Origin of the sequence: Sphingomonas citricola, from assembly GCF_019429535.1 — a bacterium.
GTDB lineage: Bacteria > Pseudomonadota > Alphaproteobacteria > Sphingomonadales > Sphingomonadaceae > Sphingomonas > Sphingomonas citricola.
Genome location: NZ_JAHXZM010000002.1, coordinates 1 through 22,146 on the forward strand (window position 1 = coordinate 1; position 22,146 = coordinate 22,146).

Genomic DNA, 22,146 nt, shown 5'->3' on the forward strand with positions numbered 1-22,146 from the left:
GCAGCGTGTGCGAGGAGCAGCGACTGCGTGTCGGTGAGCTTCATGGATCTGGTCTCCGGTAGGAGCGACACCAGCGTCGCTTCCACCAGCCACAGCCCCGATGATCAGGGTCGATCAGGGCTGTGCCGCACACTCACCAGCAGCAGGGCACGCCCATGCTGTTGCTCTGATTGCAGGTGAAGTCGAGCGAGTCTAAAGCACGTTTGCAAGAATAACGTTCTCAGTAGAGAAGAATCCTTGCAATCAGGTAGGTAGACGATCTACCTTCGTCATACTGCGCAGAGAGACGTGGAGAGGAGAGTGACCATGAGGATATGGCACAATCGTGCGCTCGTGCTTTCGGCAGCATCAATCATCGGCGTGATTGGCATTGCATCGGCATCTCTGCTCGAGCCGAGCGATGCCGGCTTTGACGATCACACCGTGACGGTCGTTCAGGGAGCCCAACAACTACAGGTTCCATCAAATCTGATGCCGTCATTTTCGCGGTTGGCGTTGTCGGTTCTACCCACGGGAAACGCAACTTCCTGCGTCACCCGCCCTCAGGACGAATATCTAACCACCTCAGCAGCAGCCGTCGGTGTCGATGGTGCAAAGCTGCAGGCAGCGCTTGATTATGCCGCAGCGAACGGCTCGAATTCGATCAAGGTTTTCCGTCACGGCTGCCTTATCGGTCAGGGTGTCCGCGACATCGCGACTGATCGGGTGCCCGAGCTGAATGCCGGGCAGACCAAGGCGGTTGTCGCGTTGGTTGCCGGCATCGTGGCGGATCGCGGATGGATCGATTTGGATGCTCCGATCGATGCCTATCTGCCATCCGACCTCGGCGACACGGAACATCGCGCGCGAACGCTTCGTCAGTTCATGCAGCTGACATCCGGTGTGCAGGTCAATCACGTGACCGGCCTTAATTTCTTCACCGACATATCGAGAGCGAGAGAGTATTTCAGCACGGCCCTCCCGCATGCGGCTGGCTCGTATTACGAGTTCGACGAGATCACCCCATCCGTCGTCGTCTACATACTCGATCGCATCATCAAGCAGCACGAATCCAACCGGGACTTCCAGGCCTTCGCTCAGGCCGAGCTGTTCAACAAGCTCGGCATTCCGGCGAGCGCGTATTTCTGGCAGAAGGATCGGGCGGGAACGACCACCGGTTATTCCGGGCTCTGGCTACGGCCGCTCGAATATGGCCGCTTGGGCGAGCTGCTGCGCACGGGAGGAACGTTTGACGGACGACGGGTCGTGTCCAAGCAGTTCATCACCCAGATGCGGGCAGGATCAAACGCCAATTGCGGTTTCGGCCTTTACGTCTGGCTCAACTCCTGTCGTTCCGGCGAGACGCAGGTAAACACCGACTATCCCTCACGCCGGACCTATCCAGGCGAGGCATGGATACAGAGTGCACCCAGCGATCTCTACTATTCGCTTGGTCTGGGTACGAATACCTTCGTTATACCGAGCCTCGACATCGTGGTCACGCGAGCCGGTTACCAGGAACTAGACACGGTAACCGGGCTCGCGAACCTCGATCTGCATGGTGCATTTCCCGGCAACGCCGGCGGCCCGGGCGATCACGAATTCTTCCGTCTGCTGATGGACGCGATCACGGACATGCCTGTCAGCGTGCGAGCGACGATACAGAACAGCGGGCCCTATGATCGTCCTGCATCGCTCCGCGTCGACGTTGCGCCGTTCCTGCTGCCCCTGACGGCTCCGCTCGGCAGCTACACGGCGCTTGGACCGAATGGTGCGGAAGGGTGTAACGCGCTCCGATGTCGCGCCGAGCCGAACGACGGCATCCTCTGGGTTCTGCAAGTGCCGCCGGCACTGCTCGGCGTCATCGGCCTGGAGCAGCGTCCCTCAGGGTGAGGTATCGTGGCATTCGAGACGTGACCGGACGGGGGGCGAGGATGCGCGGATGATCTACGAGACGTTGTCGACCAGCCTGGACAGGCGCGTTCTCGTCGTCACGTTGGACCGTCCGACGCGATTGAATGCCTTTACGACCACCATGGCCGACGAACTCGAACACCTGTTCCGCGGCGTGAACGACGATGATGCGGTCGGAGCGGTCATCGTCACGGGCGCGGGAAGGGCGTTCTGTGCCGGCATGGAACTGGAAGGCGAAGGCAACGTCTTCGGCTTGGACGAGACGCTTGCCCCAACGATGCGCGACATGCGCGAACGCCTCGACGAACCGGTCATCAGGGATGGCGTGCGCGACACCGGCGGGCGCGTGACGCTGGCGATCTTCGATTGTGTGAAGCCGGTGATCGCGGCGATCAACGGCGCCGCCGTCGGTATCGGCGCGACGATGACGCTTGCGATGGATTTCCGTCTCGGATGCGTGCAGACCAGAATGGGCTTCGTCTTCGGTCGCTTGGGCGTCGTCCCGGAAGCGTGCTCGAGCTGGTTCCTGCCGCGGCTGGTTGGGGAGCAGACCGCGCTGGAATGGGTGTTGTGTGCCGACATCCTCGATCACGCAACGCTGCGCGCCGCGGGGTTGCTACGATCGGTCCACCGGGATCGCGATGCGCTGATGACCGAGGCGAAGGCACTGGCTCATCGCATCATCGATGGACGATCACCGCTCGCGATCGCACTCTCCCGGCAGATGTTGAAGCGCAACCCCGCGCTCGATCATCCGCTTCAGGCGCATCTGATCGACTCGCTCGGCATGTTCTACACCAGTCTGGGTGACGGAAAGGAGGGGGTTGCGGCTTTTCTCGAAAAGCGTGCGCCGGTCTTCACAGCCGATGCCGCGAATCTGCAATCGATACCCGGCCTGCGCGATCTGTTTGCCCGCCCCGGTTAGAGCTTAGTGCGTGCTACGGGTTCCGGACGATTGGCTGCATCGGCGTAGTGATGCTTGAGCGCCCGCCGGTCGATTTTCTGGTTCGAGAGCCGTGGCAGCGGCGTGTCGAGCGTGATCACGTAGCGTGGCAGCTTGAAGCCGGCGAGCAGCGCGGCGCAATGCCGATGGATCGCGTCGGACCGCACCGCGTCATGCGTGACGACACAGGCGCAGGGCACCTCGGTAAACTTGTCGTCCGACACGCCGAACACGGCGCATTCCTCAACGCCGGGCATCCGCATCAGAACCGCCTCGATCTCGGTCGGCGAGACGTTGAAGCCGCCAGACTTGATCATCTCCTTTGATCGATCAAGAAAAGTGAAATAGCCTTCGTCGTCGACCGCGCCGATGTCGCCGGTGTGCATCCAGCCGTCACGCAACGCCGCGGCGGTGGCTTCGGGATCGCGCCAGTAGCCGGCCATCAGGCCGGGTCCCTGCAGCAGGATGTGGCCGGGCTCGTCCGGTGCGCAGGGGGTACCGTCGTCTCGCACGATGCGGAAGCGAGAGAAGGCGAGGCCACGCCCGCACGAGGTCGGCCGGGCGAGCGCCTCGTCCTCTGTCGCGATGATCGATCCGCCGCCCACCTCGGTCATGCCGTATAACTGTCGAACGATTACGCCCTTCGCCCGCCATGTCGCCAGCATGTCCGGGCTCGGCGTCGCACCACCGACCCGCGCAAAGGTCAACGCCGACAGATCGGCTTCGGGGAAACCCGGCTCACGCGCGATCTGGTCGTAGATCATCGGAACGCCGAGGAAGAAGTTGATCCTTTGGTCGCGCAGGGTCCGAAGCGTCTGCGCGGCCTGATACTTCGTCGTGGCGTAGAGTGTGCCGCCAAGCGTGGTCGTGAACAGGATCCCCCATGGTGTGCCGGGGGACGAGTGGAGCCCCAGGGGCATGAGCGATCGCGTGTCCGGCCCCAACCTCGGGTCGAGCAACCGCATCTCCATGTATTTGGCGAGGTAGTTGCCGTGGGTCATCATCGCGCCCTTGGGACGTGCCGTGGAGCCGCTGGTGAAGATGATCATCGCCACAGCTTCCGATTCTATGCGGACCGGGGTCCAGCCAGCGGGTCCGCCCCCGCGATCCGCATCCAGTTCTTCGAATGCGAGGAGTGGAACCGCAACTCCCTCCTGCCGCAGCAGGGCAGCGCGGGTGTCGTCGGCGACGATGACGCGCGGATCGCTGTAACCCGCCAGATAGGCTAATTCGTCGCCGACCAGGCGGTCGTTGAACGGAGTGATGATTCCTCCCGCCTTTAGGATCGCGATCGCGACCGCCGGCCAGGCCAGGCAATTCGCAGCCGCGACCCCGACGCGATCGCCGGGCGTGACACCCATCGATTGCAGGCGGCACGCTATGCCGTCGCTCCAGCGATCAAGCGTGCCGTAGTCGAGCGGAGGCTGGTCATCGATGACGATCGCGGGATGCCGTGGCCTGCGTCGCGCCCAATACGAGACGCCGTCGTGGAGCAGGCCGTTTGTCGTCATTTTGTGTCCCCCGATCCTAAAGCGTCGCTTCACTGCCGAAAAGCGCGGTGCTGGTGACCGAGTCACCCGGGCCACCCGCCATCATCGACAGTTTCGCCCCCGGCACCTGATTGGTCGAAGTACCACGGATTTGCCGGACCGCCTCCAGCACCAGCCCCATTCCGTGAATGAAGCCATCGGCGATGTTTCCACCAGACGTGTTGATCGGGATCCCGCCATCGGGCGCGACGAGATTGTCGAGCTGCAGTACGTCGCCTGCCGTCTCCGCCGTGCAGAAGCCGTGATCGATCATCGTCCCCACGGCCATGCCGGTGAAATTTTCGTAGATTTGCGCGACGTCGACGTCCTCCGGTCCGTAGCCGGACTCACGCCACATGCGCTTGGCCAGATCAATGAAGCCCACGCTGGTGTAGGGCTCGTGATTGTCCTCGCGCGACCCCATCGTTGCCGATGCGCCCATCGGGCATGAGAGGAGATAGGCAGGCGTCTGCTTCAGCGTCCGAGCCCGTTCCGCCGAGACGAGAATGACCGCGGCCGCACCGTCGTTTTCGCGCGAGCAGTCGAAGAGGTGATATGGTTCGGAGATATAGCGCGACGCCTCGTAGGCATCGTGCGACAAGGGAGTACCGTAACCGACCGCTTGCGGATTTTGCTGCGCGTGGTGATACCCCGCTTGGGCGATCGCCTCGAGCGTTTCGCGAGGTACGCCCTCATGCTCGATCATGCGCTGTGTCCGCATCGCCGAGCGCTGAAGTACCATGTCGATCCCGTTGGCCAGGAACTGAGCGGGGGTGTCGTCCTGCGTGACTGCGACCTGCAATCGCTGATTGCTGCCTTCCGCCATGGCGCGGTAGACCACGACGACATCGGCTTGGCCGGCATAGATTGCCATGGCTGCGAGACCAACCGCAGCCGGGATGCCGCCGCCGTGTGTCCAGGCGAGGCCGGCGAAACGCAGGGACCGGGTGCCGAGGCCGGGCATCAGCTTCTGCCCGGTGTTACGCTCGGAGCCGTAGGAGACGAACCCGTCGATCTCCGCGGGATCGAGCCCCGCGTCTTCCGCCGCCGCGACGATGGCGCGGAGCGCCAGCTTCATCTCGCTGTCCGGCGAGGTGCCGCGTTTGTAATAGGGTGTCTGGCCGATGCCCACGACGGCGGCGGCGCCGCGCAGGCCGCTCATGCTTCCGTCTCCCCGACGCGGGTGGCGGGCGCGCTGTCGTCCTCGATCTGCCAGACCATGGTGGCATAGCCGCGCGAGCGCTCCTCGGGCGGACGGATCGTGCCGCGCACGCGTGCGCCGATGCGCAGGTTCGGCGGATCACCGACGATTACACCGGGGAGGCGGGCGCCACCTGCTTGTGGGAGTTCCACGAGCGCCGTCACGTAGGGTAGGGCACCACGTCGTTCCTTGAGCACGTCCGACACGGCGTGGTTTCGGGTCCAAGCGTAAATGATACCGGTTGCGTCCACCTCGTCCCAGCCGATATCCCACGACCCGCACGTGCCGCATCGGAAATGTGCCGGCATCAACCACTCGTTGCATCCGCGGCAACGCGCTATCCGGAATTCGCCCGCGTCTAGTGCGTCCCAGAACGGACCGTCCGCACCAATGCCGCCCCTGATCCGTGCCGTGGCCGCCACTTCCGTCTCCTCGTCTGCGCCCGTGTCCGGCTGCTGCCAGCGACTTATACCCTATACAAAGCCTGTCAACATGGAGAAAGATATTCTCTATGGCGGAAATTTACATGGCGTGGACGGTTTTGGTGATCAGATGGGCGGCGACCCCCTCGGGCCCGTCCTCCGATCCGAACCCGCTGTCTTTGATCCCGCCGAACGGACTGTCGGACCAGCTCAGGCGCACGTTGTTGATGCCGATCATTCCCGCTTCGATCTCGTCTCCCAGCCAGTTCTGCCTTCGCCCGTTCTCCGTGAAACAGTAGGCGGCGAGACCGAACGGAAGTCGATTGGCATGCGCAATGGCTTCATCCTCGCTGCCGAACGGACTCAGAAGCGCCAACGGGCCGAAAGGCTCGTCGTTCATCGCTCGCGCACTCAGGGGTACGTCTGCCAGCACGGTGGGGGTGAAGAAGAAGCCTTCTCCTTTGATTGGCTCACCACCGGTCAGGACCCGTGCGCCCGCGGACCGTGCGTCGTCGACCAGGTCTGCGATCGCGGTCGGTCGACGCCTGTTCGCCATCGGCCCCATCTGGGTCGCCTCACTCAAGCCGCTTCCAACCCTGATGCGCCGCGTCCGCTCCGCGAACCCCGCAGCAAAGCGTTCGTAGACGCCCTCCTGCACGTAGAAGCGTGTGGGGGCGATGCAAACCTGTCCCGCATTCCTGAACTTGTTGGCGACCAACAAGTCCAGCGTCTTTTCGAGATCGCAGTCGTCGAAGACCAGCACCGGACCATGCCCGCCGAGTTCCATTGTTGTCTTCATCATGGTTTCGGCGGCGAGCTTCGCGAGATGCTTGCCGACGGGCACGGACCCGGTGAAACTCAGCTTGCGTGTAACCGGTGACGCAAGGAGGTGTCGCGAGATACGGTCGGGGACGCCGAAGACCATCTGCGCGACGTCGCCGGGCAGCCCAGCGTCCTGAAAGCATCGCATGACCTCCACCGCCGTGCCCGCCGTCTCCTCGCTCGGCTTGATGATGATCGAGCAGCCGGCAGCGATCGCCGGACCCAGCTTTCGCACGACGTTGAGCGCTGGGAAGTTCCATGCGCAGAACGCCGCGACCGGGCCGATCGGTTGATGCAGCACGAGACTGCGGGTGCCAGCCGGTCGCGGCAGGACGCGGCCGTAGATGCGGACCGCTTCACCGGCGTGGAAGTCGAGCAGCGTCGCTGCCAAGCCGATCTCGCCCTTGGCCTCTGCCAGCGGCTTGCCCTGTTCGAGGGTGGCGATGCGCGCGATCCGATCCGTCCGATCGCGCAGCAGGGCAGCCGCCCTCGCCAGCACATGCGCCCTGGCTTCCGGCGCGGTCGCCCGCCAGCGAACGAACCCCCGCGCACTCGCGTCGAGCGCGTCGTCGAGATCCGCGTCAGAGGCGAGCGGCAGCGCCGCGTGCGTCAGGCCGCTCGCGGGGTCGAGCACGTCGTGCGTGTCGCGCGTCGCGGTGTCGCGCCATTCGCCGCCGACATAAAGGCCGAGGTCGGTATCATAGGCGTTCATGAGGGGCTCCGATGTTTCGAAAGGATCAGGCGATGTGCGAGAGGCGAACCTCAAAGTCGGCTCCGGTTCGTTCGCGCACGGCGTGGAGCGAGACGTCAGGGGCCAATTCGGTGAGCGTCAGCCCGCCACCGCCATGCCGGTCGCAGGTGAAGACGCCGAGGTTGGTGATGACGAGATCGACCGCTGCGACGCCCGTTAGCGGCAGGGTGCAGACATCCACGAGCTTGGGTTCGCCCGAAGCGTTGTTGTGCTCCATCGTGACCACGACGCGGCGCACTCCCGCCACCAGGTCCATCGCGCCACCCATGCCCTTCAGCATCTTGCCCGGGATCGTCCAGTTGGCGATGTCGCCCGCGGCCGACACCTGCATGGCGCCGAGCACCGTCAGATCGATGTGGCCGCCGCGCACCATCGCGAAGCTGTCCGCCGAGGAAAAGAAGCTCGATGTCGGCAGTTGCGTGACTGTCTGTTTGCCGGCGTTGATCAGATCCGGATCGGCTTCGCCACGAAAGGGAAAAGGGCCGGTGCCGAGCATGCCGTTCTCCGAATGAAGGACGACGTGGAAATCATCGGGGATTTGGTTGGCGACCAGCGTCGGTATGCCGATCCCAAGATTGACGTAAAAGCCCGACCGAAGCTCCTTCGCGGCTCGCGCCGCCATCTGATCGCGGGTCCAGCTCATCCGACATTCTCCCGGTCGCGTTCGGTCAGCTTCTCGATACGCTTCTCGTTGATCGTCGCTAGGACCACGCGGTCGACGTAGATGCCGGGCGTGTGGATCGCGTCGGCGTCAAGCGCGCCTGCGGGCACGACCTCCTCCACTTCGGCTACCGTCACCGCGCCCGCCGTCGCCATCATCGGGTTGAAGTTCCGCGCGGTCTTCCGATAGACCAGATTGCCTTCGGAATCGGCCTTCCAAGCCTTCACGATCGACAGGTCGGCGCGCAGCCAACGCTCCATCACATAGTCCACGCCCTCGAACGTCTGCAGCGGCTTGCCCTCGGCGACCACCGTCCCGACGCCGGTGCGCGTGAAGAAGGCCGGTATGCCTGCACCCCCCGCACGAATACGTTCCGCCAGCGTGCCCTGCGGAGACAATTCGAGCTCCATCTCGCCTGACAGATAGAGCTGCTCGAAGAGTAGGTTCTCACCGACGTAGGAGGAAATCATTTTCCTGACCTGCCGCGCGTTCAGCAGCGACCAAAGGCCGAAGCCGTCGGCGCCTGCGTTGTTTGAGATCACGGTCAGGTTCCGGACGCCCGCGCGACGGATCACGTCGATGAGGCTCTCGGGATTGCCCGAGAGCCCGAAGCCTCCGGACATCAGGGTCATGCCGTCGCGCAGCAGGTCGCGCAATGCGGCATCCGGATCGGGAAAGATCTTCGTCAAATCGGTTCTCCGGCAGAACGAGCGCGCTCGATCACCGTCGCTTCGGCGGTGGGCAGCACGCGGAAGAGCAGCGCCAACGCGATCACCGTCAGCGGAACGACCGACACCAGCGCGAGGACGCCCCCGCCGACGCCGTCGAACACGGTCGCCAGTCGTCCGGCGGCATAGGGGCCGAGCGCCAAGCCGATCATGGTGATGGCAAGAAACAGCGTGGCCGTGGCGAGTCCTCTCATACGAGGCAGCACCAGATCCTGCGACGTCGCGGCATAGGCACCCAGCGCGCAGCTCGACAGCAGAATCATCGGTAGGTGGAGCGCGTAGAAGACTACGAGGCTGGAGGTGGTGAAGCTTACGATCTTCAAGGGCACCGCCGCGGTCGCCGCGAACAGCATGACCATGACCCGTCCGGCGGGATGCCGCAGTTTCAGTCGATCGCTCGCGCGCGCCCCGAGTATAAGGCCGAGGAAGCCACCCGCAGCTCCCGCTCCGCCGATCAGCAGCCCGGCTTCAGCCTTGCTCGCGCTGAACGCCGTCTCGACATAGGGGAGCGACCAGAATGAGACGGCGTAGTTGACGACCGATTGCAACCCCTGCGCCGCCAGCATCAGCAGGAATGCGGGGGTACCCCAGATGAGCGCGAACGCCGGCGGATCGCGGGTTCGAAGCGCGCTCGCCCAGCTGAACACGGCATAGGTGCCGACAGCCACTGCCGTCCATTGCAGCGCGTCACCGGTCGCGACCGTCAGAATCAGCGCCGTACCTGCAATCGTCAGCGCCGCGACGAGGTTCACGAGGAGCGCGCCGCGCCCTCGTCGTGCCGCACCGATGAACGTCAGCGGCGGCAGGACGATCATCAACTCGGCAAAGAACGCGTGAAAAGGGTAAGGCGAGGGCGGCGTGATCAATCCGTCGGACATGCCGCGCGGGGGTTCACGCAGCGTGGCGATCACCGCGGCAAGCAGGATGCCCGGTAGACCGACCGCGAGGAAAGCCGCCTGCCAGCCCACCAGCCCCAACCATCCGTTCGGATAGGCTGCATTCCAATGCTGTACCACCAATCCACCGGCGAACAGCGACAAGCCGGCGCCGAGATACATGCCGGTCGAATAGATCGCGAGCGCAGTGGCCCGCCTCTCGCGCGGGAAAAAGTCGGAGAGGAGCGAGTAGGCGCATGGGCTGGCGGTCGCCTCGCCGATCCCTACTCCCACTCTCGCCGCGGCGAGCTGACCGCCCGTCCGGGAGAGGCCCGACAACGCGGTCATCGCCGACCAGAGGGTCAGGTCTACCGTAATCAGGCGCACCCGGTTCCAGCTGTCGGCCAGTCTACCCATGGGAATGCCGAACAACGCGTAGAACACGCCGAACGCTGTGCCGTACAGGAAACCAAGATCGGCATCGCTCAAACCGAGGTCGTGCTTCAAGTCGACCGCCAGAACGCTGAGAATCTGACGATCGATGAAGTTAAGCGCATATACCGCTACGAGGAGGGTCAGGACGTAGTAGCGGTAAGCGGAAGTCGGCTTGATCTTCTGATCGAGGCTCGAGGCGGGGGTTAAAGGGACCGTGACCGCCATCATCGACGTGTCATCGATCGCTCAGCGGCACACCGGCGACGCCCCATCCGTCCGCTGGGATCTCGGTTACCAGTACGCGCACCGAAGCAGGGGGCACCGCGAGGCTCGAAGACAGCGCATGAGTGACCGAGGCGATCACGTCGCGCTTTTGCTTGGGGGTAATTCCCTGCAGCGTGGACACGTTTGCTAGCGGCATTATCCTCTCCCGTCATGCCATGTGGGTGAGCCACACTCGTTTCCAATGAGAATAGCTTTTTCTATGCAGAATAAAAGGGGGAGGCAACCGCCATCTCGCTTGACCAATCCCTTTTCTCTCGAGAGAACGTCATTCTGCTATGTTGACTTGCTGGAAGCTGTATGGAACACCTCCCTCGCGGACGAACCACGACGCCGTCGCGGCGGCTGACGATAATGTTCGACGCACTGGTGAGAGGAAGTCGCGGTAATGCATAATCCGAGCACGGCAGAGGTCGAGATTCCGCCCCACGTGCATGCCGACCAGGTTTACCGCTTCGACATCTACAGCGATGCACGGCTTCTGCGCGATCTGCACACCGGTTATCGGGAGATGCAGCTGGAGGCGCCGGATATCTTCTATACTCCGCGAAATGGCGGCCATTGGCTCGTCACGCGGTTTGACCTGATCGAGAAGGTTATCAAGGACGCCGCGAACTTCTCAAATGCCGAACTGGAGGTGCCCAAAACGCAGAGTCCGTTCAAGGCGATCCCCATCAATCTGGATCCGCCCGAGCACACCCCGTATCGAAAGATGCTGATGCGTCACTTTACGCCGCGCATGGTGGCCGGGCTTGAGACGCAGATGCAGGACTGGGCTCAACGGCTGGTGGACAAGGTCTATGCCGACGGAAGCTGCGACTTCGCCGAGCAGCTCGGCGCCTTGTATCCGGTGACGGTCTTCATGGAGCTGGCCGGGCTGCCGCTCGACCGCTACGTCGAGTTTCGACAGATCGTCACCGAGTTCTTCAGTCACATACCTGCTGAGCGACGGATCGAGCTTCAGCGCAAGATATTCTTCGAGCTGGAGACGGTCCTTCGCGCGCGCATGGATGAGCCACGCGACGATCTGTTCAGCCGTCTGGTCGCCGAAGAGGTCGATGGGCGCAAATTGACGATGGACGAACTGCTTTCGATCGCGTTCCTGCTCTTCGTCGCCGGCCTTGATACAGTTGCCAACGCACTGACGTTCGCCTTCCACTTTCTCGCGCGTCACCCTGAAATCCAGGATCGACTGATCGCGGAGCCGGACGTCATTCCCAGCTTCATCGACGAATCCATGCGGCGCTTTCCCGTGACGAACGGGGTGCGCCTGATCCGTCACGATATCGAATTCGCCGGCGCTCGGCTGCGCGCGGGCGAGATGATCGTTGCGCCAATGACGCTGGCAGGCATGGATGATCGGCGCAATCCGGATCCCGAGCGCTTCGACATCGACCGCAAGCGCCGTCAGCACGTCAGCTTCTCCACGGGGCCGCACCTGTGCCTTGGTCATTATCTCGCCAAGGCGGAGATGCGAATTTTCATTACGGAATTCCTGCGGCGTATCCCTCGTTTCCGGCTGGCGGACGGGTTCCAACCCGAGTTCCGCGCCGGTGTGGTGATGGCGCTGGAGCGTCTGCCGATCGTCTGGGATGTAAGGGAACAGGCCGCCGCCTGATCGTCACTCGGCAGACTGGAAGTTCGCGTGAGCGCGTCACTCGCCAATATTGTTGAAGCTTGAGGCCGTATGGATGGTGAAATGAACCGGCCCGCCGGTCTGACTGCCTGTGAGACGTCGAGCCTGCATGACGGTGGGTCGCTCACCGAACGTCGTCGACGTGCGGTTGCGTTGGCCGCTCGCTGACATGCTTTCCGACGCCAAGGCACCTTTCGACTACATCATTGTCGGCGCCGGCACCGCGGGATGTGTGCTGGCGGAGCGGCTGTCCGCAGATCCGCAGCGACGCGTCCTCCTGCTGGAAGCAGGTCCGGTTGACCGGCATCCGTTCATCCACATGCCGCGCGGCGTCGCGAAGGTGCTCGGGGACGCACGATACGTTTGGCCGTTCCGAGCGACCGCAGGGGAGGGCAGCAATCAGCCCCCGGCGACGTGGGTGCGCGGCCGTACGCTCGGAGGCTCTTCGTCGACGAACGGGATGATGTATGTTCGCGGTCAGCCTGCGGATTTCGACGACCTCGCCCGTGTCGCGGGGGAAGGGTGGAGCTGGCGTCACATCGCTCCGATCTATCGCCAGGTGGAAACGCACCCCTTGGGTGGGGACGAAACGCGTGGTGATCGCGGGCCACTCAGCGTTTCGTTGCCAAAGCACCACCCGCTTATGGACCGCGTCATCGCCGCCGGCGCGGCGCTGGGGCTCGATCCGCAGATCGACGTCAATACGCCCGACGATCGAGCGAAGATCGGCTATTGTCCGGCGACGATCTCACGCGGACGGCGTCAGAGCGCCGCCGTTGCCTTCCTCCGGCCGGCTCGGCACCGCGCGAACCTGACGGTCATGACCGGGGTGACGGTGGACAGGATCGCGTTTGACGGACGCCGGGTAAGTGGCGTCGACTGCCTCATCGAGGGCGCGCGCCGGACCTTCGCGGCACGTCGGGTGATCGTGGCCGGCGGCACGCTGGCGTCGCCCGCGCTTTTGCAACGCTCGGGGATCGGACCGGCCCCGCTGCTTCAGAAACTCGGCATCCCCGTTATCGCGGATCGTGGGGAGGTCGGTCAGAACCTACGTGAGCATTGCGCCCTCGCCATGCAGTGGCGCGTTCGCCCAGGCTTCTCGCTCAACGCCCAGTTCGGTGGCTGGCGGTTGCTGCGCAACACGGCACGCTACTATTTGGCGCATGACGGGCCGATGGCGAGCGCCGCATATGACGTGCTCGGCCTGATCCGAACGCGTCGCGACCTGACAAGGCCAGACGCGCAATTGATCGCTGCACCGTTCAGCATCGACAAGACGGCCACGACGCTGCGGATGGAACGAGAGCCCGGCATGCAGATCGCCGTCTATCCGCTACGTCCGCGCTCGACGGGGTCGGTAAGCATCGGATCCGCTGATCCGACCGTTCTGCCGATGGCCTCACTAGACTTCTTCCAGAGCGAAGACGATCGGCGCACCATGGTCGGGGCCGTGCGGTTCGTCCGTAAGATGATGGCGCGAACGCCGCTCGCCGAGGCAGTCATCGAAGAGATCCGCCCCGGTAGGAATGCGCTCGACGAAGATGCGATACTGGACGCCTATCGCGCGATGGGCACGACGGCCTATCACGCCGCGGGCACCTGCCGCATGGGCCTGGACGAGGATTCCGTGGTCGATGCGCAGACACGCGTGCGCGGGACCGAAGGGCTGCACGTGGTGGATCTCTCCATCATGCCGGAGATTCCCGCCGGCAATACCTTCGCGCCGGTGATGGCCGTCGCGTGGCGGGCCTCGGAGCTGATCGCGGCGCTTGACCGCACCTGACGGCACGACCGAGCCATCAGGTGGGATCGTCTGAACGGTGAGTAGGCTTACTCGTTGGTCAGAAAATGGCTTTCCAGCTGGTCATAATAGGTCGGTATGGTGTTCTCCATCCCGCCGTAGGTGACGGTCTTCAACCCTCCGGAGGCGAGGCCTTCCTGCGTGATACGGGCTGCACGAAAGTCCTCTTCGCCGAACACCCGGAGGATCAGTTCGTAAGACCTCGAGGCGATACTCTCGGCCTTCTCGTTGTCGGGCTTCTGCGGCAGGAGCATGTAGTAATCGACGTTCGTGCGATCGACCGCGATCGGCATCAGAACCATCATGCTGATGTAGTAGGGGCTCGTGATGACGGTTGCATTGGGGAACACCTGATAGGCGTGCGTCACCGTTTTGTGGATGTTTTCTCCCGGGATATCGAGGTCGGATGGCTTGAACTGGATCTTGCCCGCGACCTTGCGTTGGTGCGGTCCCAACTTTGTGCAGATGCTCGCCATGTCGGTGAACAGATCGCCGATCGATGACGCATGGAGCCGCGTGACGTGATAGCTTTCCATGAACGGTTCGAGCACCAGCTTCCAATTGGCGTCGATCTGGAAACGTCGGTGATTGTAGACGTGGGCGGTGGGAAGGCCGAGATGCGCCATGTCCTCGGCAAAGCCGTCGTCCATCCCGCTCCAGTCGGGTTCGACTTCGGGGTCGAGCACCGCCCAGATCATGCCGGCATACTCCCGCGTCGGAAGCGAGGACAATCGGTATTCGCTTTTGTCGAAGTCCGTGAACATCTCCGACCGCGCCGCGGCCAGCAGCCGCCCGTCCAGTCCGTAGGTCCAGCTATGATAGGGGCAGATCAGGCGGGCGGCCTTGTGCACCTCGCACGTCTCGACAAGTTTCGATCCCTTGTGCTGGCAAGCGTTGTGGAAGGTGCGGACGACGCCGTCGCGTCCGCGCGCGACGATCAGGGCGGGACCGTAGCCGTCGAATGCGACGACGTCGCCGGCTTCCGGCAGACGGGCGGCCGGCATCAACGGCACCGGCAGGCGGCGAAAGACCGACCGTTGCTCCAGGTCGAAGCGGGCCGGGTCGAGGAAGATCGACGCAGGACGCGTCTTCTTGATCACGGGATCGAGCCAATCGGCGATCGGCACCGGTTTCTGTCCGGAGTCGTGAGCCGGTATGCGCCGGATGGCCTCGATCTGGCTTGGGCTGAGGGTGTCGAGTGTCGGCTTCTTGCGTGCGCTCGGCGCGGCGGTGTCAGCGGCGGATGCCATCAAATCTCTCCGAATACTGAAAAAATATTCGCCCGGCATCACGCTTTGTCAAGATGGAGAACGCTATTCTTCATCGCGAACGACCGTCATGGCTTTGAGAAATTTGGCATGGAGCGGCTACGCTATCGGTCGCGGGCCAGGATGCCATACCCCCGCTGCGTTAATTGAGCGGCAATCTCCCTGTCGTCGTCGCCGCCGTCATCCGATCCATCCGCGATCAACGCGTTACGGAAGAACGACCAAGGTCCAAGATCGATCGGAAGGTTCGCGCCATCTTCGTCGTGACTGAACCCCCACCATCGCGGGCCTATAAATACGTAAGCGTGCATGGCGTACTCGGCTGCGTCGTTGCGTGGATCGGCCGGCGGCGAACCGCCGGCCGACCGGTCATATCAGGCGCCGCCGTCGGGCCTCTGTTCGAGGCCGACAGTGCCGGGCACGACACGAGGTGCGTCGAGGACGAGGCGTGCGATGCCGTCATTGTCCTCGTCGGCGCAGCCCAGCGGATCGCACTGACCGGGGAGCAGGAAGCCGGAATAGCTCTCAATCGGCGCTGACGGCTGGTTGATGAACTGCAGGAGGTCGACGCCTGTCACTTCCGGCGGCTGGGCGTAGGGACCCGAATTCGCGATCGTCGCACGCACGGCGGCGGGCATGTCAGTGACCGCTGCCATCAGCAGTCGGAAGAAGTCGTGCGTGCCGCGCGCACCCGGCCGTCCGGGCACGACGTTGTCGACGTCGAGCGAGGAAGCCGAAGGTGCAGCATCGAATTCCTGCTCGCCCGAACGCGTGATGACCATGTCGAGTTCGGGTATGACCCAGATGCGCGTGCCGACGCCGTCGGTGAAGATCATGTTCGCCGGCGCGCTCGCGACCCATGGACGTCCATCTACCTCCACCCGCGTCGGCACACCGACATTGACCCGGCGCTGGCCGCTTCGGCAAGCGTTCGAGAAGGCCAGGAATGTGTATCCGCAGTTGGTCGGCGCCTGGGTCGCGAACTCACGCATGTATGCCGCGGACACCACCTGTTTGCCTTGAAAGACACCATTGCCGCGGATCAGCTCGCCGAAACGTCCGAACTCGAGCGGGCGAAGAAAGAGTTGCGAATAGCCCGACGTGGTGCCGCTTCGATCCCGCTGCCAGAAGTAGGCGCTCTTCGGAATGCCCAGGTTGTCGAACAGGAAGGATTGCGCGAAATCCTGGTAGTCCATCGGCTGGCCCTTGGCGGCCAATGCGCGTTCGATGACGTAGACGATGACCGAGGTCGCGGTCTGGTCATAGAAATAGTACGTCCCCGGCGCTCGCGTGATAGGCTGCGCGAACCAATCGCGAACCCGACTCACGTCGCCGAAGAAATTAAGCCCACGCACCTGGTTGACCTCCGCGCCGGACGATGCCCAGAGCAGCTGGCGCAGGGTGACCGCGCGATGGGCCGCATCCCCGAGATTGTTGGGGAGATAGGTGCCGATGGGCGCATCGATGTCGACGAAGCCCCTGTCCTGCGCGATGCCGGTGAGCAGCGCGACGACCGTCTTCGTGTTGCCCCAATTGTTGGCAGGCGCGCGTTCGAACGCGGCGTCGCGCAGCCCTTCGCCGACCAGGCAGCCGTGACGGAACACCTTGATCGTGAACGATCCGTTGGCGGAGGCGTAGGCGAGCGCATCCGCGAGTTTCTGGGGATCGAGGCCGACCGCGGCGGGGTCGCTGCGCGGATACTCGCCTGTCCGCGTGATCGCGCAGTGATCCGGACCTCCCGTCTGCGCAAGGGCGGGCAGAAGGGAGCCGACTGACGACGTCAGCGTGCCGGACGCGCCGTCCACGACCGTCACGCCGGTGCTGGTGCCGGCGGATGACGAGCCGTCAAACAACCCGAGGACCGCAGCCGACGCTCCGGCGATCGACAGGAGGGCGGGTGCGGCGAGTAGCGCCAGACGGACGCGTTTCGTCCGGAGGCGTGGCGGCAGATTGATCATCGTTCCTCTCCTCATGTCCGGCTGGTCGCCGACGTTCGTCCGGCTGCCGCCGTTTTCGGCGGATTACTTTTGCTTGGAGAACGACATTCTGCATATAGAATCTCGTTGGGCTTGGCCAGAGGGTAAGGCGATGGTGAAAGATGCAAGGCAACCGGTCATCGTCGGGGTTGGTGAGATCGCCGATCGGCCGGTTCACGTCATGGATGCGCTGGATCCGGCTGGATTGATGACGGCCGCGCTCGAGGTCGCGGAACGCGATGCCGGTGCTGCACTTCTGCCGATGCTGGACCGGCTCGACATCATCAACGAGATATCCTGGCCCTATCCCGACCCATGCCGCGAGATCACGGATCGCCTAGGCGTGCGTTCCGTTGACGCGCGCTATCGCCCGGTCGGAGGGCAGACCCCGACCCTTGCGCTTCACGAGGCGGCGCTCGCGATCCAGTCGGGCGAAATAGAGGTTGCGGCGATCTGTGGCGGCGAGGCCGAGCATAGCGTCCGCCGGGCAGGGCGCGAGGGCGTGACGTTACCTTGGCCAGAGCAGATCGCGAATTTCAGGCCGATACGCGGTGGTGACTTCCAATCACCGCTGGCGCGCGCGCTGGAGCTCACCACACCGGTCAACGTTTATCCCCTCTACGAAAATGCGACCCGGGCCGCGTGGGGTCAGTCGCTCGCTGAGGGACAGAGGGAAAGTGCGACCATCTGGGCGAACAACGCTCGCATCGGCGCGGGACGCGACACGGCATGGATCAGGGATGAGGTGGATGCCGACGCGATCCTATCCGATGCCGGAGGTAATCGCCTGATCGCCTGGCCATACCGCAAGCTGATGGTCGCCAATCCGATCGTGAACCAAGGTGCGGCCGTTATCCTGACAAGCCTCGGACGAGCGAGGGAGGCGGGGATCCCGGAACATCGGCTCGTTTACGTGCACGGTGGGGCTGCCGCGGACGAACCGCGCGACATCCTGGCGCGGGAGCGCTACGACGGCTCGGTCGTCATGACGGCCGTGCTCGATGCTGCGCGACGCCTATCGGGCGGCAATTTCGATGCGGTCGAACTCTACAGTTGCTTTCCCTGCGTGCCCAAGATGGCGCGGCGTGCGCTGAGTCTCGGTGAGGATGCCGACCTGACGGTTACCGGTGGTCTCACCTTCTTCGGTGCGCCGCTGAACGACTACATGACCCACGCGATCGTGGCGATGGTTGGGCGGCTGCGCGACAGGTGCGGCCTCGGGCTGCTCTACGGTCAGGGAGAGTACGTCACCAAGCATCACGCGCTCGTGCTGGGGTCCTCACCGCCGGCGTCGCCACTCGCGGACCAGTTTCGCTTGGAGGAGGTAGAAGCACGTGCCGCCACAGCTGGCCCGCCGCTGGCGACGTCGTATCTCGGTCCCGCGACGCTCGAAGCCTTTACGATACCGTTCGACCGCGACGAACGGCCCCGCTTCGGCGTGATGATCGGACGCAATCCCGCGGGCGAACGGGTCGCTGCGCGGATCGACGCGGACGATCACGCGACCATGACGCTGCTCATGCGGGACCAGCCTGCGGTCGGTATCAACGGTATCGTGGTCGAAGGAGAGAATGATGTTCCGTGCTGGCGCGTCAGCTAGTCGCGGCTCTCATCGTCCCTGCCAGCGGGGCTGGCGCTTCTCGGCGAATGCCAAAGGGCCTTCACGGTAATCTTCGGACGCGAGCATCGCATGAAGCGCCGCCCCGCTGCGTTGGCTGGCGATGGCCTGCTCGAGTGATGGTTGCGACAGTCCGTCGCGCGCGATTTCCTTGGCTGCGCGGATCGCCAGCGGGCTACACTCGAGCATCAACGTCGCCCAGCGACGCGCTTCTGTCATCACGTCATCGCGCGGCACGACCGCGTTGACGAAGCCGAGCGAACGGCCCTCTTCGGGCGTCACTCGGCGGCCAGTGAGGATGATGCCCATCGCCTGCTGCCACCCGATGGTGCGTGGCAGCCTGTGCAAACCGCTAGCCAGCGCCGCCAGACCGACGCGCGGTTCCGGCATTGCGAATACGGCATCGTCGGCGGCGATGACGATGTCGCAGGACAAGGCAATCTCGAAACCGCCCCCCATGGCTGCACCGTTGACCGCGGCGATGATGGGCTTGTTGAGGTCGAACCGACTCGTCAGACCGCCGAAGCCCGAGGGCGGGCGCTCTAGGCTCCCGCCTTCGGCCATGTACCTCAGATCGTTACCCGCACAGAACGCCCGACCGGCGCCCGTGATGATGGCTACCCACTGCGCCGGATCTGCGGCGAAGTCGTCGAGCACCGCCGCGACCTCGTTGTGTGCGGCAGTATGGAGCGCATTCAGTCGATCCGGCCGGTCGAGTGTCACGATCGTCAGAGGCCCGCTCCGCTCGACTCGGACGTAGCGGTGAGCGGGCGGGTCGGGAACCACCGACGGCGACGTCATACTTCCTGTCTCCATCAGAAGCGGAACGTCGCGCGCGCGCCATACATCCGGGGCATGCCGGCGTAGCGCACCAGCGTCTCACTCTGCCGCTGAGCGCTCGTCCAGTAATAAGTGTTGGTCAGATTGGATACGTAGCCCTCCACGCCCCAGCTGTCGTCCGCCGCGTGGATGCCTACCTTCGCACCGAGCAGGCCGTAAGCCTTGATCCCGAAACCGGCCTCGTCGCCAAGCACGCTGCTTGAACGAGACTGATAGCTGCCGAACACCGAGGTGAAGAGCATCAGGTCGTTACCCACGGGCATGTCGTTAATGATCGAACCGTTCGCCTGAAACTTTGGCGAATAGGGCAGGCGCGCACCGGCGTAATCCACCCGAGCGGCTGCGACCTGGTTGTTGAAGCCGGTATATTCCTTGACCTCGGCGTGGAGGTAGGAGCCCGATGCCTGCACGCGCAGCGTCTGCGTCAGGCGCGCCGTCACGTCCAGTTCCGCACCGTATACCTCTGACTTCGGGATGTTGACGATGCGTTGCAGCGTGCCGAAGATCAGGTCGGGGATGCGGCCAAACACCTGACGGTTGATATAATCGTAGTAATAGCCCGTCGCGTTCAACTGCACCCGACGATCGAGCAGGTTCAGCTTGACCCCCGCCTCGTAGGCGGTGAGCTTCTCCTGCGTCACTGGCAGCAATTGGCTGGCGTTCGACGCGGCGAGCACGGGGAAGGCGCCGGCCTTATAGCCCCGACTAATGCTGCCATAGAGCAACACGGTGTCAGACGGCGTAAAATCGCCGCGCACGCGCCAGCTGAAGTTATGCTGCTTCTGGCCCTGTTCGGCGAGCGCGAACCTGCTGTTGTCCGCGGTCAGCGTATAGCAGCCGCCACGAGTGATCCCCTGAAGCCCTGGATTGCGCGTCAGGATGGGATAAAGGAAGTTCACCAACGTCACGTTGTTGCCGTTGACGTCGCGACCACAACCACTGCCGCGAAGGCGGTCTTCCGTGTATCGTCCGCCGGCCGACAGCTTGAACAGGTCGCCGAAACGATATTCTACGTTGGCGAAGCCGGCGAGCACGCGGTTGGTGTAGTCTCCCACACCGGAATAATTGCGAAAACTCGTCGCCAGCGCAGTTGGGTTGACCGGGTTGCCGAGCCGCGTGTTGATGCCCGCCGCAGCGGCGCGCAAACCGACGATGGTCGACAGTTCGTCGACGAAGCCCGACACGAACTCGTGCGTGGTGTCGCGGGCGTAATAACCACCGACGGACCAGTTCAGGGCTCCGGTGTCACCCAGAAAGCGTAGTTCCTGCGCGAACGATTTGATGAGGCCGGTCGACGTCGCCGTCTGGCTCTCCGTCTGCACGCCGTTCGCTTCCGATACCGTATTGAACGAAAGGCGATTGTAGCTTGTGAGCGACGACAAGGAGACGGTGTCGCTGAGCTCGAGATTGGCCTTGACCATTCCCGCGGCGAATTTCGAATTGAGATCGTAGAACGGGCGAATGATCCCGGTGATGTCGCGCCGCGGCTGGCGCCCGATAGGCGTCCAGTCGGCCTGTCGATTGTTCGATGGATTGGGGATCAGGCTGGCGGTCAGCAGCGGGTTCTGCAGCGCGGGATTGCCGACATAGGCGATCGCCTGTGGCGCCTGCGGTTCTCCGCGTAGTTCCCAGTATGTCCCGCTCGCCGTCACGCTGAAGCGATCGGTCGGATCCCATTGGACGGTGCCGCGGACCGACTGGCGGTAGCGTTGGCCTAGCCGATCGTTGGGGCGGGTGACGCTATACTGCCAGCCCTTCGCGCGGTTCTCGCTCTGAAACGCCAGGCGTGCCTTCAACGTGCTGGATACCGGTCCGCTGACGAAACCTTCGGCCAGGAAGCTGTCGTAATTGCCGTAGCCGAGCGTGAAACCGCCTTGCGCGGTCGCCGTCGGCTTCGCGGTGATGAAGTCGACGAGGCCGCCGGTGGAGTTTCGCCCGTAGAGCGTGCCCTGCGGGCCCTTCAGCACCTCGACGCGCTCCAGATCGAAGTTTGCGCCCAGCGACATGTAAGGGTAGGCGTAGGCGACCTCGTCGACGTAGGTGCCGACCGGTGCGGTGGACGAAGGGTTTGGCGTATCGAACCCGACGCCCCGAAGGATGTAGACCGGCGATCCCGACAGTCCCGCGGTGGTGGCCTGGAAACCGGGCACGACGCGGGCGAGGTCGAAGGTCTGACGGATTTCCTGCGATTGCAGTTGGTCCGACGTCACGACCGAAACCGGGATGCCGACGCGCGAAAGCGCCTCCTCGCGACGGTTCGCGGTGACGATGATCTCACCGCCCGCATTTTGCTGCGCAGTGGGCGTCGGGGTGGCGGTGTCGGCGGACGTGGCCGCATCCTGCGCGGGCGCGGGCGGACCGGCCTGGGCGGACGCGAAACCCGGCGTCAAAGCGGTCAGTGCGCATGATCCGAGCAGGGACAACATGGTCGTCTTCATTGATCGATCCTCTTCCTGTCTCGCCGC

The 22,146-nt window shown here is 63.8% G+C and carries 17 protein-coding genes; 5 read left to right on the forward strand and 12 right to left on the reverse strand.

The features are described from left to right. Nucleotides 1-306: 306 nt before the first annotated feature. Together KZ810_RS04025 and KZ810_RS04030 are read left to right on the forward strand one after the other, a co-directional pair. On the forward strand, nucleotides 307-1,872 hold the full coding sequence (locus KZ810_RS04025) for a serine hydrolase domain-containing protein (protein ID WP_219767748.1): 1,566 nt from the start codon (nucleotides 307-309) through the stop codon (nucleotides 1,870-1,872). A gap of 49 nt (nucleotides 1,873-1,921) precedes the next feature. Next, nucleotides 1,922-2,818: a crotonase/enoyl-CoA hydratase family protein gene (locus KZ810_RS04030; protein WP_219767749.1), complete on the forward strand. Its 897-nt coding sequence runs from the start codon at nucleotides 1,922-1,924 to the stop codon at nucleotides 2,816-2,818. On the opposite strand, the gene KZ810_RS04035 is transcribed toward KZ810_RS04030, so the two are convergent. The 8 genes from KZ810_RS04035 to KZ810_RS04070 all read right to left on the reverse strand — a co-directional run bounded on the left by KZ810_RS04035 (nucleotide 2,815) and on the right by KZ810_RS04070 (nucleotide 10,666). Continuing rightward, a complete protein-coding gene (locus KZ810_RS04035) occupies nucleotides 2,815-4,347 on the reverse strand; it encodes a class I adenylate-forming enzyme family protein (protein WP_219767750.1) in 1,533 nt (510 codons plus the stop codon). The genes KZ810_RS04030 and KZ810_RS04035 overlap by 4 nt on opposite strands. Before the next feature lie 16 nt (nucleotides 4,348-4,363). After that, nucleotides 4,364-5,527, reverse strand: a complete 1,164-nt coding sequence (locus tag KZ810_RS04040) for a thiolase C-terminal domain-containing protein (RefSeq protein ID WP_219767751.1) — start codon at nucleotides 5,525-5,527, stop codon at nucleotides 4,364-4,366. Further along, nucleotides 5,524-5,988: a Zn-ribbon domain-containing OB-fold protein gene (locus KZ810_RS04045; RefSeq protein ID WP_219767752.1), complete on the reverse strand. Its 465-nt coding sequence runs from the start codon at nucleotides 5,986-5,988 to the stop codon at nucleotides 5,524-5,526. The genes KZ810_RS04040 and KZ810_RS04045 overlap by 4 nt, the downstream gene beginning before the upstream one ends. A 100-nt stretch (nucleotides 5,989-6,088) precedes the next feature. Next, nucleotides 6,089-7,522: an NAD-dependent succinate-semialdehyde dehydrogenase gene (locus KZ810_RS04050; RefSeq protein WP_219767753.1), complete on the reverse strand. Its 1,434-nt coding sequence runs from the start codon at nucleotides 7,520-7,522 to the stop codon at nucleotides 6,089-6,091. A 25-nt stretch (nucleotides 7,523-7,547) separates the two neighbouring features. Next, on the reverse strand, nucleotides 7,548-8,204 hold the full coding sequence (locus KZ810_RS04055; RefSeq protein WP_219767754.1) for a 3-oxoacid CoA-transferase subunit B: 657 nt from the start codon (nucleotides 8,202-8,204) through the stop codon (nucleotides 7,548-7,550). Continuing rightward, nucleotides 8,201-8,911, reverse strand: coding sequence for a CoA transferase subunit A (locus tag KZ810_RS04060; protein WP_219767755.1), 711 nt, complete (start codon nucleotides 8,909-8,911; stop codon nucleotides 8,201-8,203). The genes KZ810_RS04055 and KZ810_RS04060 overlap by 4 nt, the downstream gene beginning before the upstream one ends. Continuing rightward, nucleotides 8,908-10,485: a spinster family MFS transporter gene (locus KZ810_RS04065; protein ID WP_219768337.1), complete on the reverse strand. Its 1,578-nt coding sequence runs from the start codon at nucleotides 10,483-10,485 to the stop codon at nucleotides 8,908-8,910. Before KZ810_RS04065 ends, KZ810_RS04060 begins: the two co-directional genes overlap by 4 nt. A 10-nt stretch (nucleotides 10,486-10,495) precedes the next feature. Further along, on the reverse strand, nucleotides 10,496-10,666 hold the full coding sequence (locus KZ810_RS04070) for a tautomerase family protein (protein ID WP_219767756.1): 171 nt from the start codon (nucleotides 10,664-10,666) through the stop codon (nucleotides 10,496-10,498). 264 nt (nucleotides 10,667-10,930) lie between these two features. On the opposite strand from KZ810_RS04070, the gene KZ810_RS04075 reads away from it, so the two are divergent. Both KZ810_RS04075 and KZ810_RS04080 read left to right on the forward strand, forming a co-directional pair. Then, the gene (locus tag KZ810_RS04075) at nucleotides 10,931-12,160 is read left to right on the forward strand and encodes a cytochrome P450 (protein ID WP_219767757.1); all 1,230 of its coding nucleotides are present in this window, start codon (nucleotides 10,931-10,933) and stop codon (nucleotides 12,158-12,160) included. A 127-nt stretch (nucleotides 12,161-12,287) separates the two neighbouring features. After that, nucleotides 12,288-13,961 carry a GMC family oxidoreductase gene (locus tag KZ810_RS04080; RefSeq protein WP_258044420.1) on the forward strand — a complete coding sequence of 558 codons (1,674 nt, stop codon included), beginning with the start codon at nucleotides 12,288-12,290 and terminating at the stop codon, nucleotides 13,959-13,961. 47 nt (nucleotides 13,962-14,008) lie between these two features. Here the strand turns inward: KZ810_RS04080 and KZ810_RS04085 are convergent, their stop codons facing one another. Together KZ810_RS04085 and KZ810_RS04090 are read right to left on the reverse strand one after the other, a co-directional pair. Then, a complete protein-coding gene (locus KZ810_RS04085; RefSeq protein ID WP_219767758.1) occupies nucleotides 14,009-15,229 on the reverse strand; it encodes an aromatic ring-hydroxylating oxygenase subunit alpha in 1,221 nt (406 codons plus the stop codon). Between the two features lie 392 nt (nucleotides 15,230-15,621). Then, entirely contained in the window at nucleotides 15,622-17,205 is a 1,584-nt protein-coding gene (locus KZ810_RS04090) for a serine hydrolase domain-containing protein (protein ID WP_219767759.1), read from the reverse strand. Here KZ810_RS04090 and KZ810_RS04095 point away from each other — a divergent pair. Then, nucleotides 17,198-18,823: a TLP1 C-terminal extension domain-containing protein gene (locus tag KZ810_RS04095; RefSeq protein WP_219767760.1), complete on the forward strand. Its 1,626-nt coding sequence runs from the start codon at nucleotides 17,198-17,200 to the stop codon at nucleotides 18,821-18,823. The two genes, KZ810_RS04090 and KZ810_RS04095, sit on opposite strands and share 8 nt — an antisense overlap. Nucleotides 18,824-18,832: 9 nt before the next feature. Here the strand turns inward: KZ810_RS04095 and KZ810_RS04100 are convergent, their stop codons facing one another. Both KZ810_RS04100 and KZ810_RS04105 read right to left on the reverse strand, forming a co-directional pair. Continuing rightward, on the reverse strand, nucleotides 18,833-19,642 hold the full coding sequence (locus tag KZ810_RS04100) for an enoyl-CoA hydratase-related protein (protein WP_258044421.1): 810 nt from the start codon (nucleotides 19,640-19,642) through the stop codon (nucleotides 18,833-18,835). Between the two features lie 14 nt (nucleotides 19,643-19,656). After that, on the reverse strand, nucleotides 19,657-22,119 hold the full coding sequence (locus KZ810_RS04105) for a TonB-dependent receptor (protein ID WP_219767762.1): 2,463 nt from the start codon (nucleotides 22,117-22,119) through the stop codon (nucleotides 19,657-19,659). Between the last annotated feature and the right edge of the window lie 27 nt (nucleotides 22,120-22,146).

Excerpts from the sequence above, each read along its gene's own strand:
- KZ810_RS04090 (WP_219767759.1), bottom strand. The coding sequence starts at position 17,205 with ATGATCAATCTGCCGCCACGCCTCCGGACGAAACGCGTCCGTCTGGCG.
- KZ810_RS04065 (WP_219768337.1), bottom strand. The coding sequence starts at position 10,485 with ATGGCGGTCACGGTCCCTTTAACCCCCGCCTCGAGCCTCGATCAGAAG.
- KZ810_RS04085 (WP_219767758.1), bottom strand. The coding sequence starts at position 15,229 with ATGGCATCCGCCGCTGACACCGCCGCGCCGAGCGCACGCAAGAAGCCG.
- KZ810_RS04040 (WP_219767751.1), bottom strand. The coding sequence starts at position 5,527 with ATGAGCGGCCTGCGCGGCGCCGCCGCCGTCGTGGGCATCGGCCAGACA.
- KZ810_RS04100 (WP_258044421.1), bottom strand. The coding sequence starts at position 19,642 with ATGACGTCGCCGTCGGTGGTTCCCGACCCGCCCGCTCACCGCTACGTC.
- KZ810_RS04025 (WP_219767748.1), top strand. The coding sequence starts at position 307 with ATGAGGATATGGCACAATCGTGCGCTCGTGCTTTCGGCAGCATCAATC.
- KZ810_RS04050 (WP_219767753.1), bottom strand. The coding sequence starts at position 7,522 with ATGAACGCCTATGATACCGACCTCGGCCTTTATGTCGGCGGCGAATGG.
- KZ810_RS04030 (WP_219767749.1), top strand. The coding sequence starts at position 1,922 with ATGATCTACGAGACGTTGTCGACCAGCCTGGACAGGCGCGTTCTCGTC.
- KZ810_RS04035 (WP_219767750.1), bottom strand. The coding sequence starts at position 4,347 with ATGACGACAAACGGCCTGCTCCACGACGGCGTCTCGTATTGGGCGCGA.
- KZ810_RS04055 (WP_219767754.1), bottom strand. The coding sequence starts at position 8,204 with ATGAGCTGGACCCGCGATCAGATGGCGGCGCGAGCCGCGAAGGAGCTT.
- KZ810_RS04080 (WP_258044420.1), top strand. The coding sequence starts at position 12,288 with ATGACGGTGGGTCGCTCACCGAACGTCGTCGACGTGCGGTTGCGTTGG.
- KZ810_RS04105 (WP_219767762.1), bottom strand. The coding sequence starts at position 22,119 with ATGAAGACGACCATGTTGTCCCTGCTCGGATCATGCGCACTGACCGCT.
- KZ810_RS04075 (WP_219767757.1), top strand. The coding sequence starts at position 10,931 with ATGCATAATCCGAGCACGGCAGAGGTCGAGATTCCGCCCCACGTGCAT.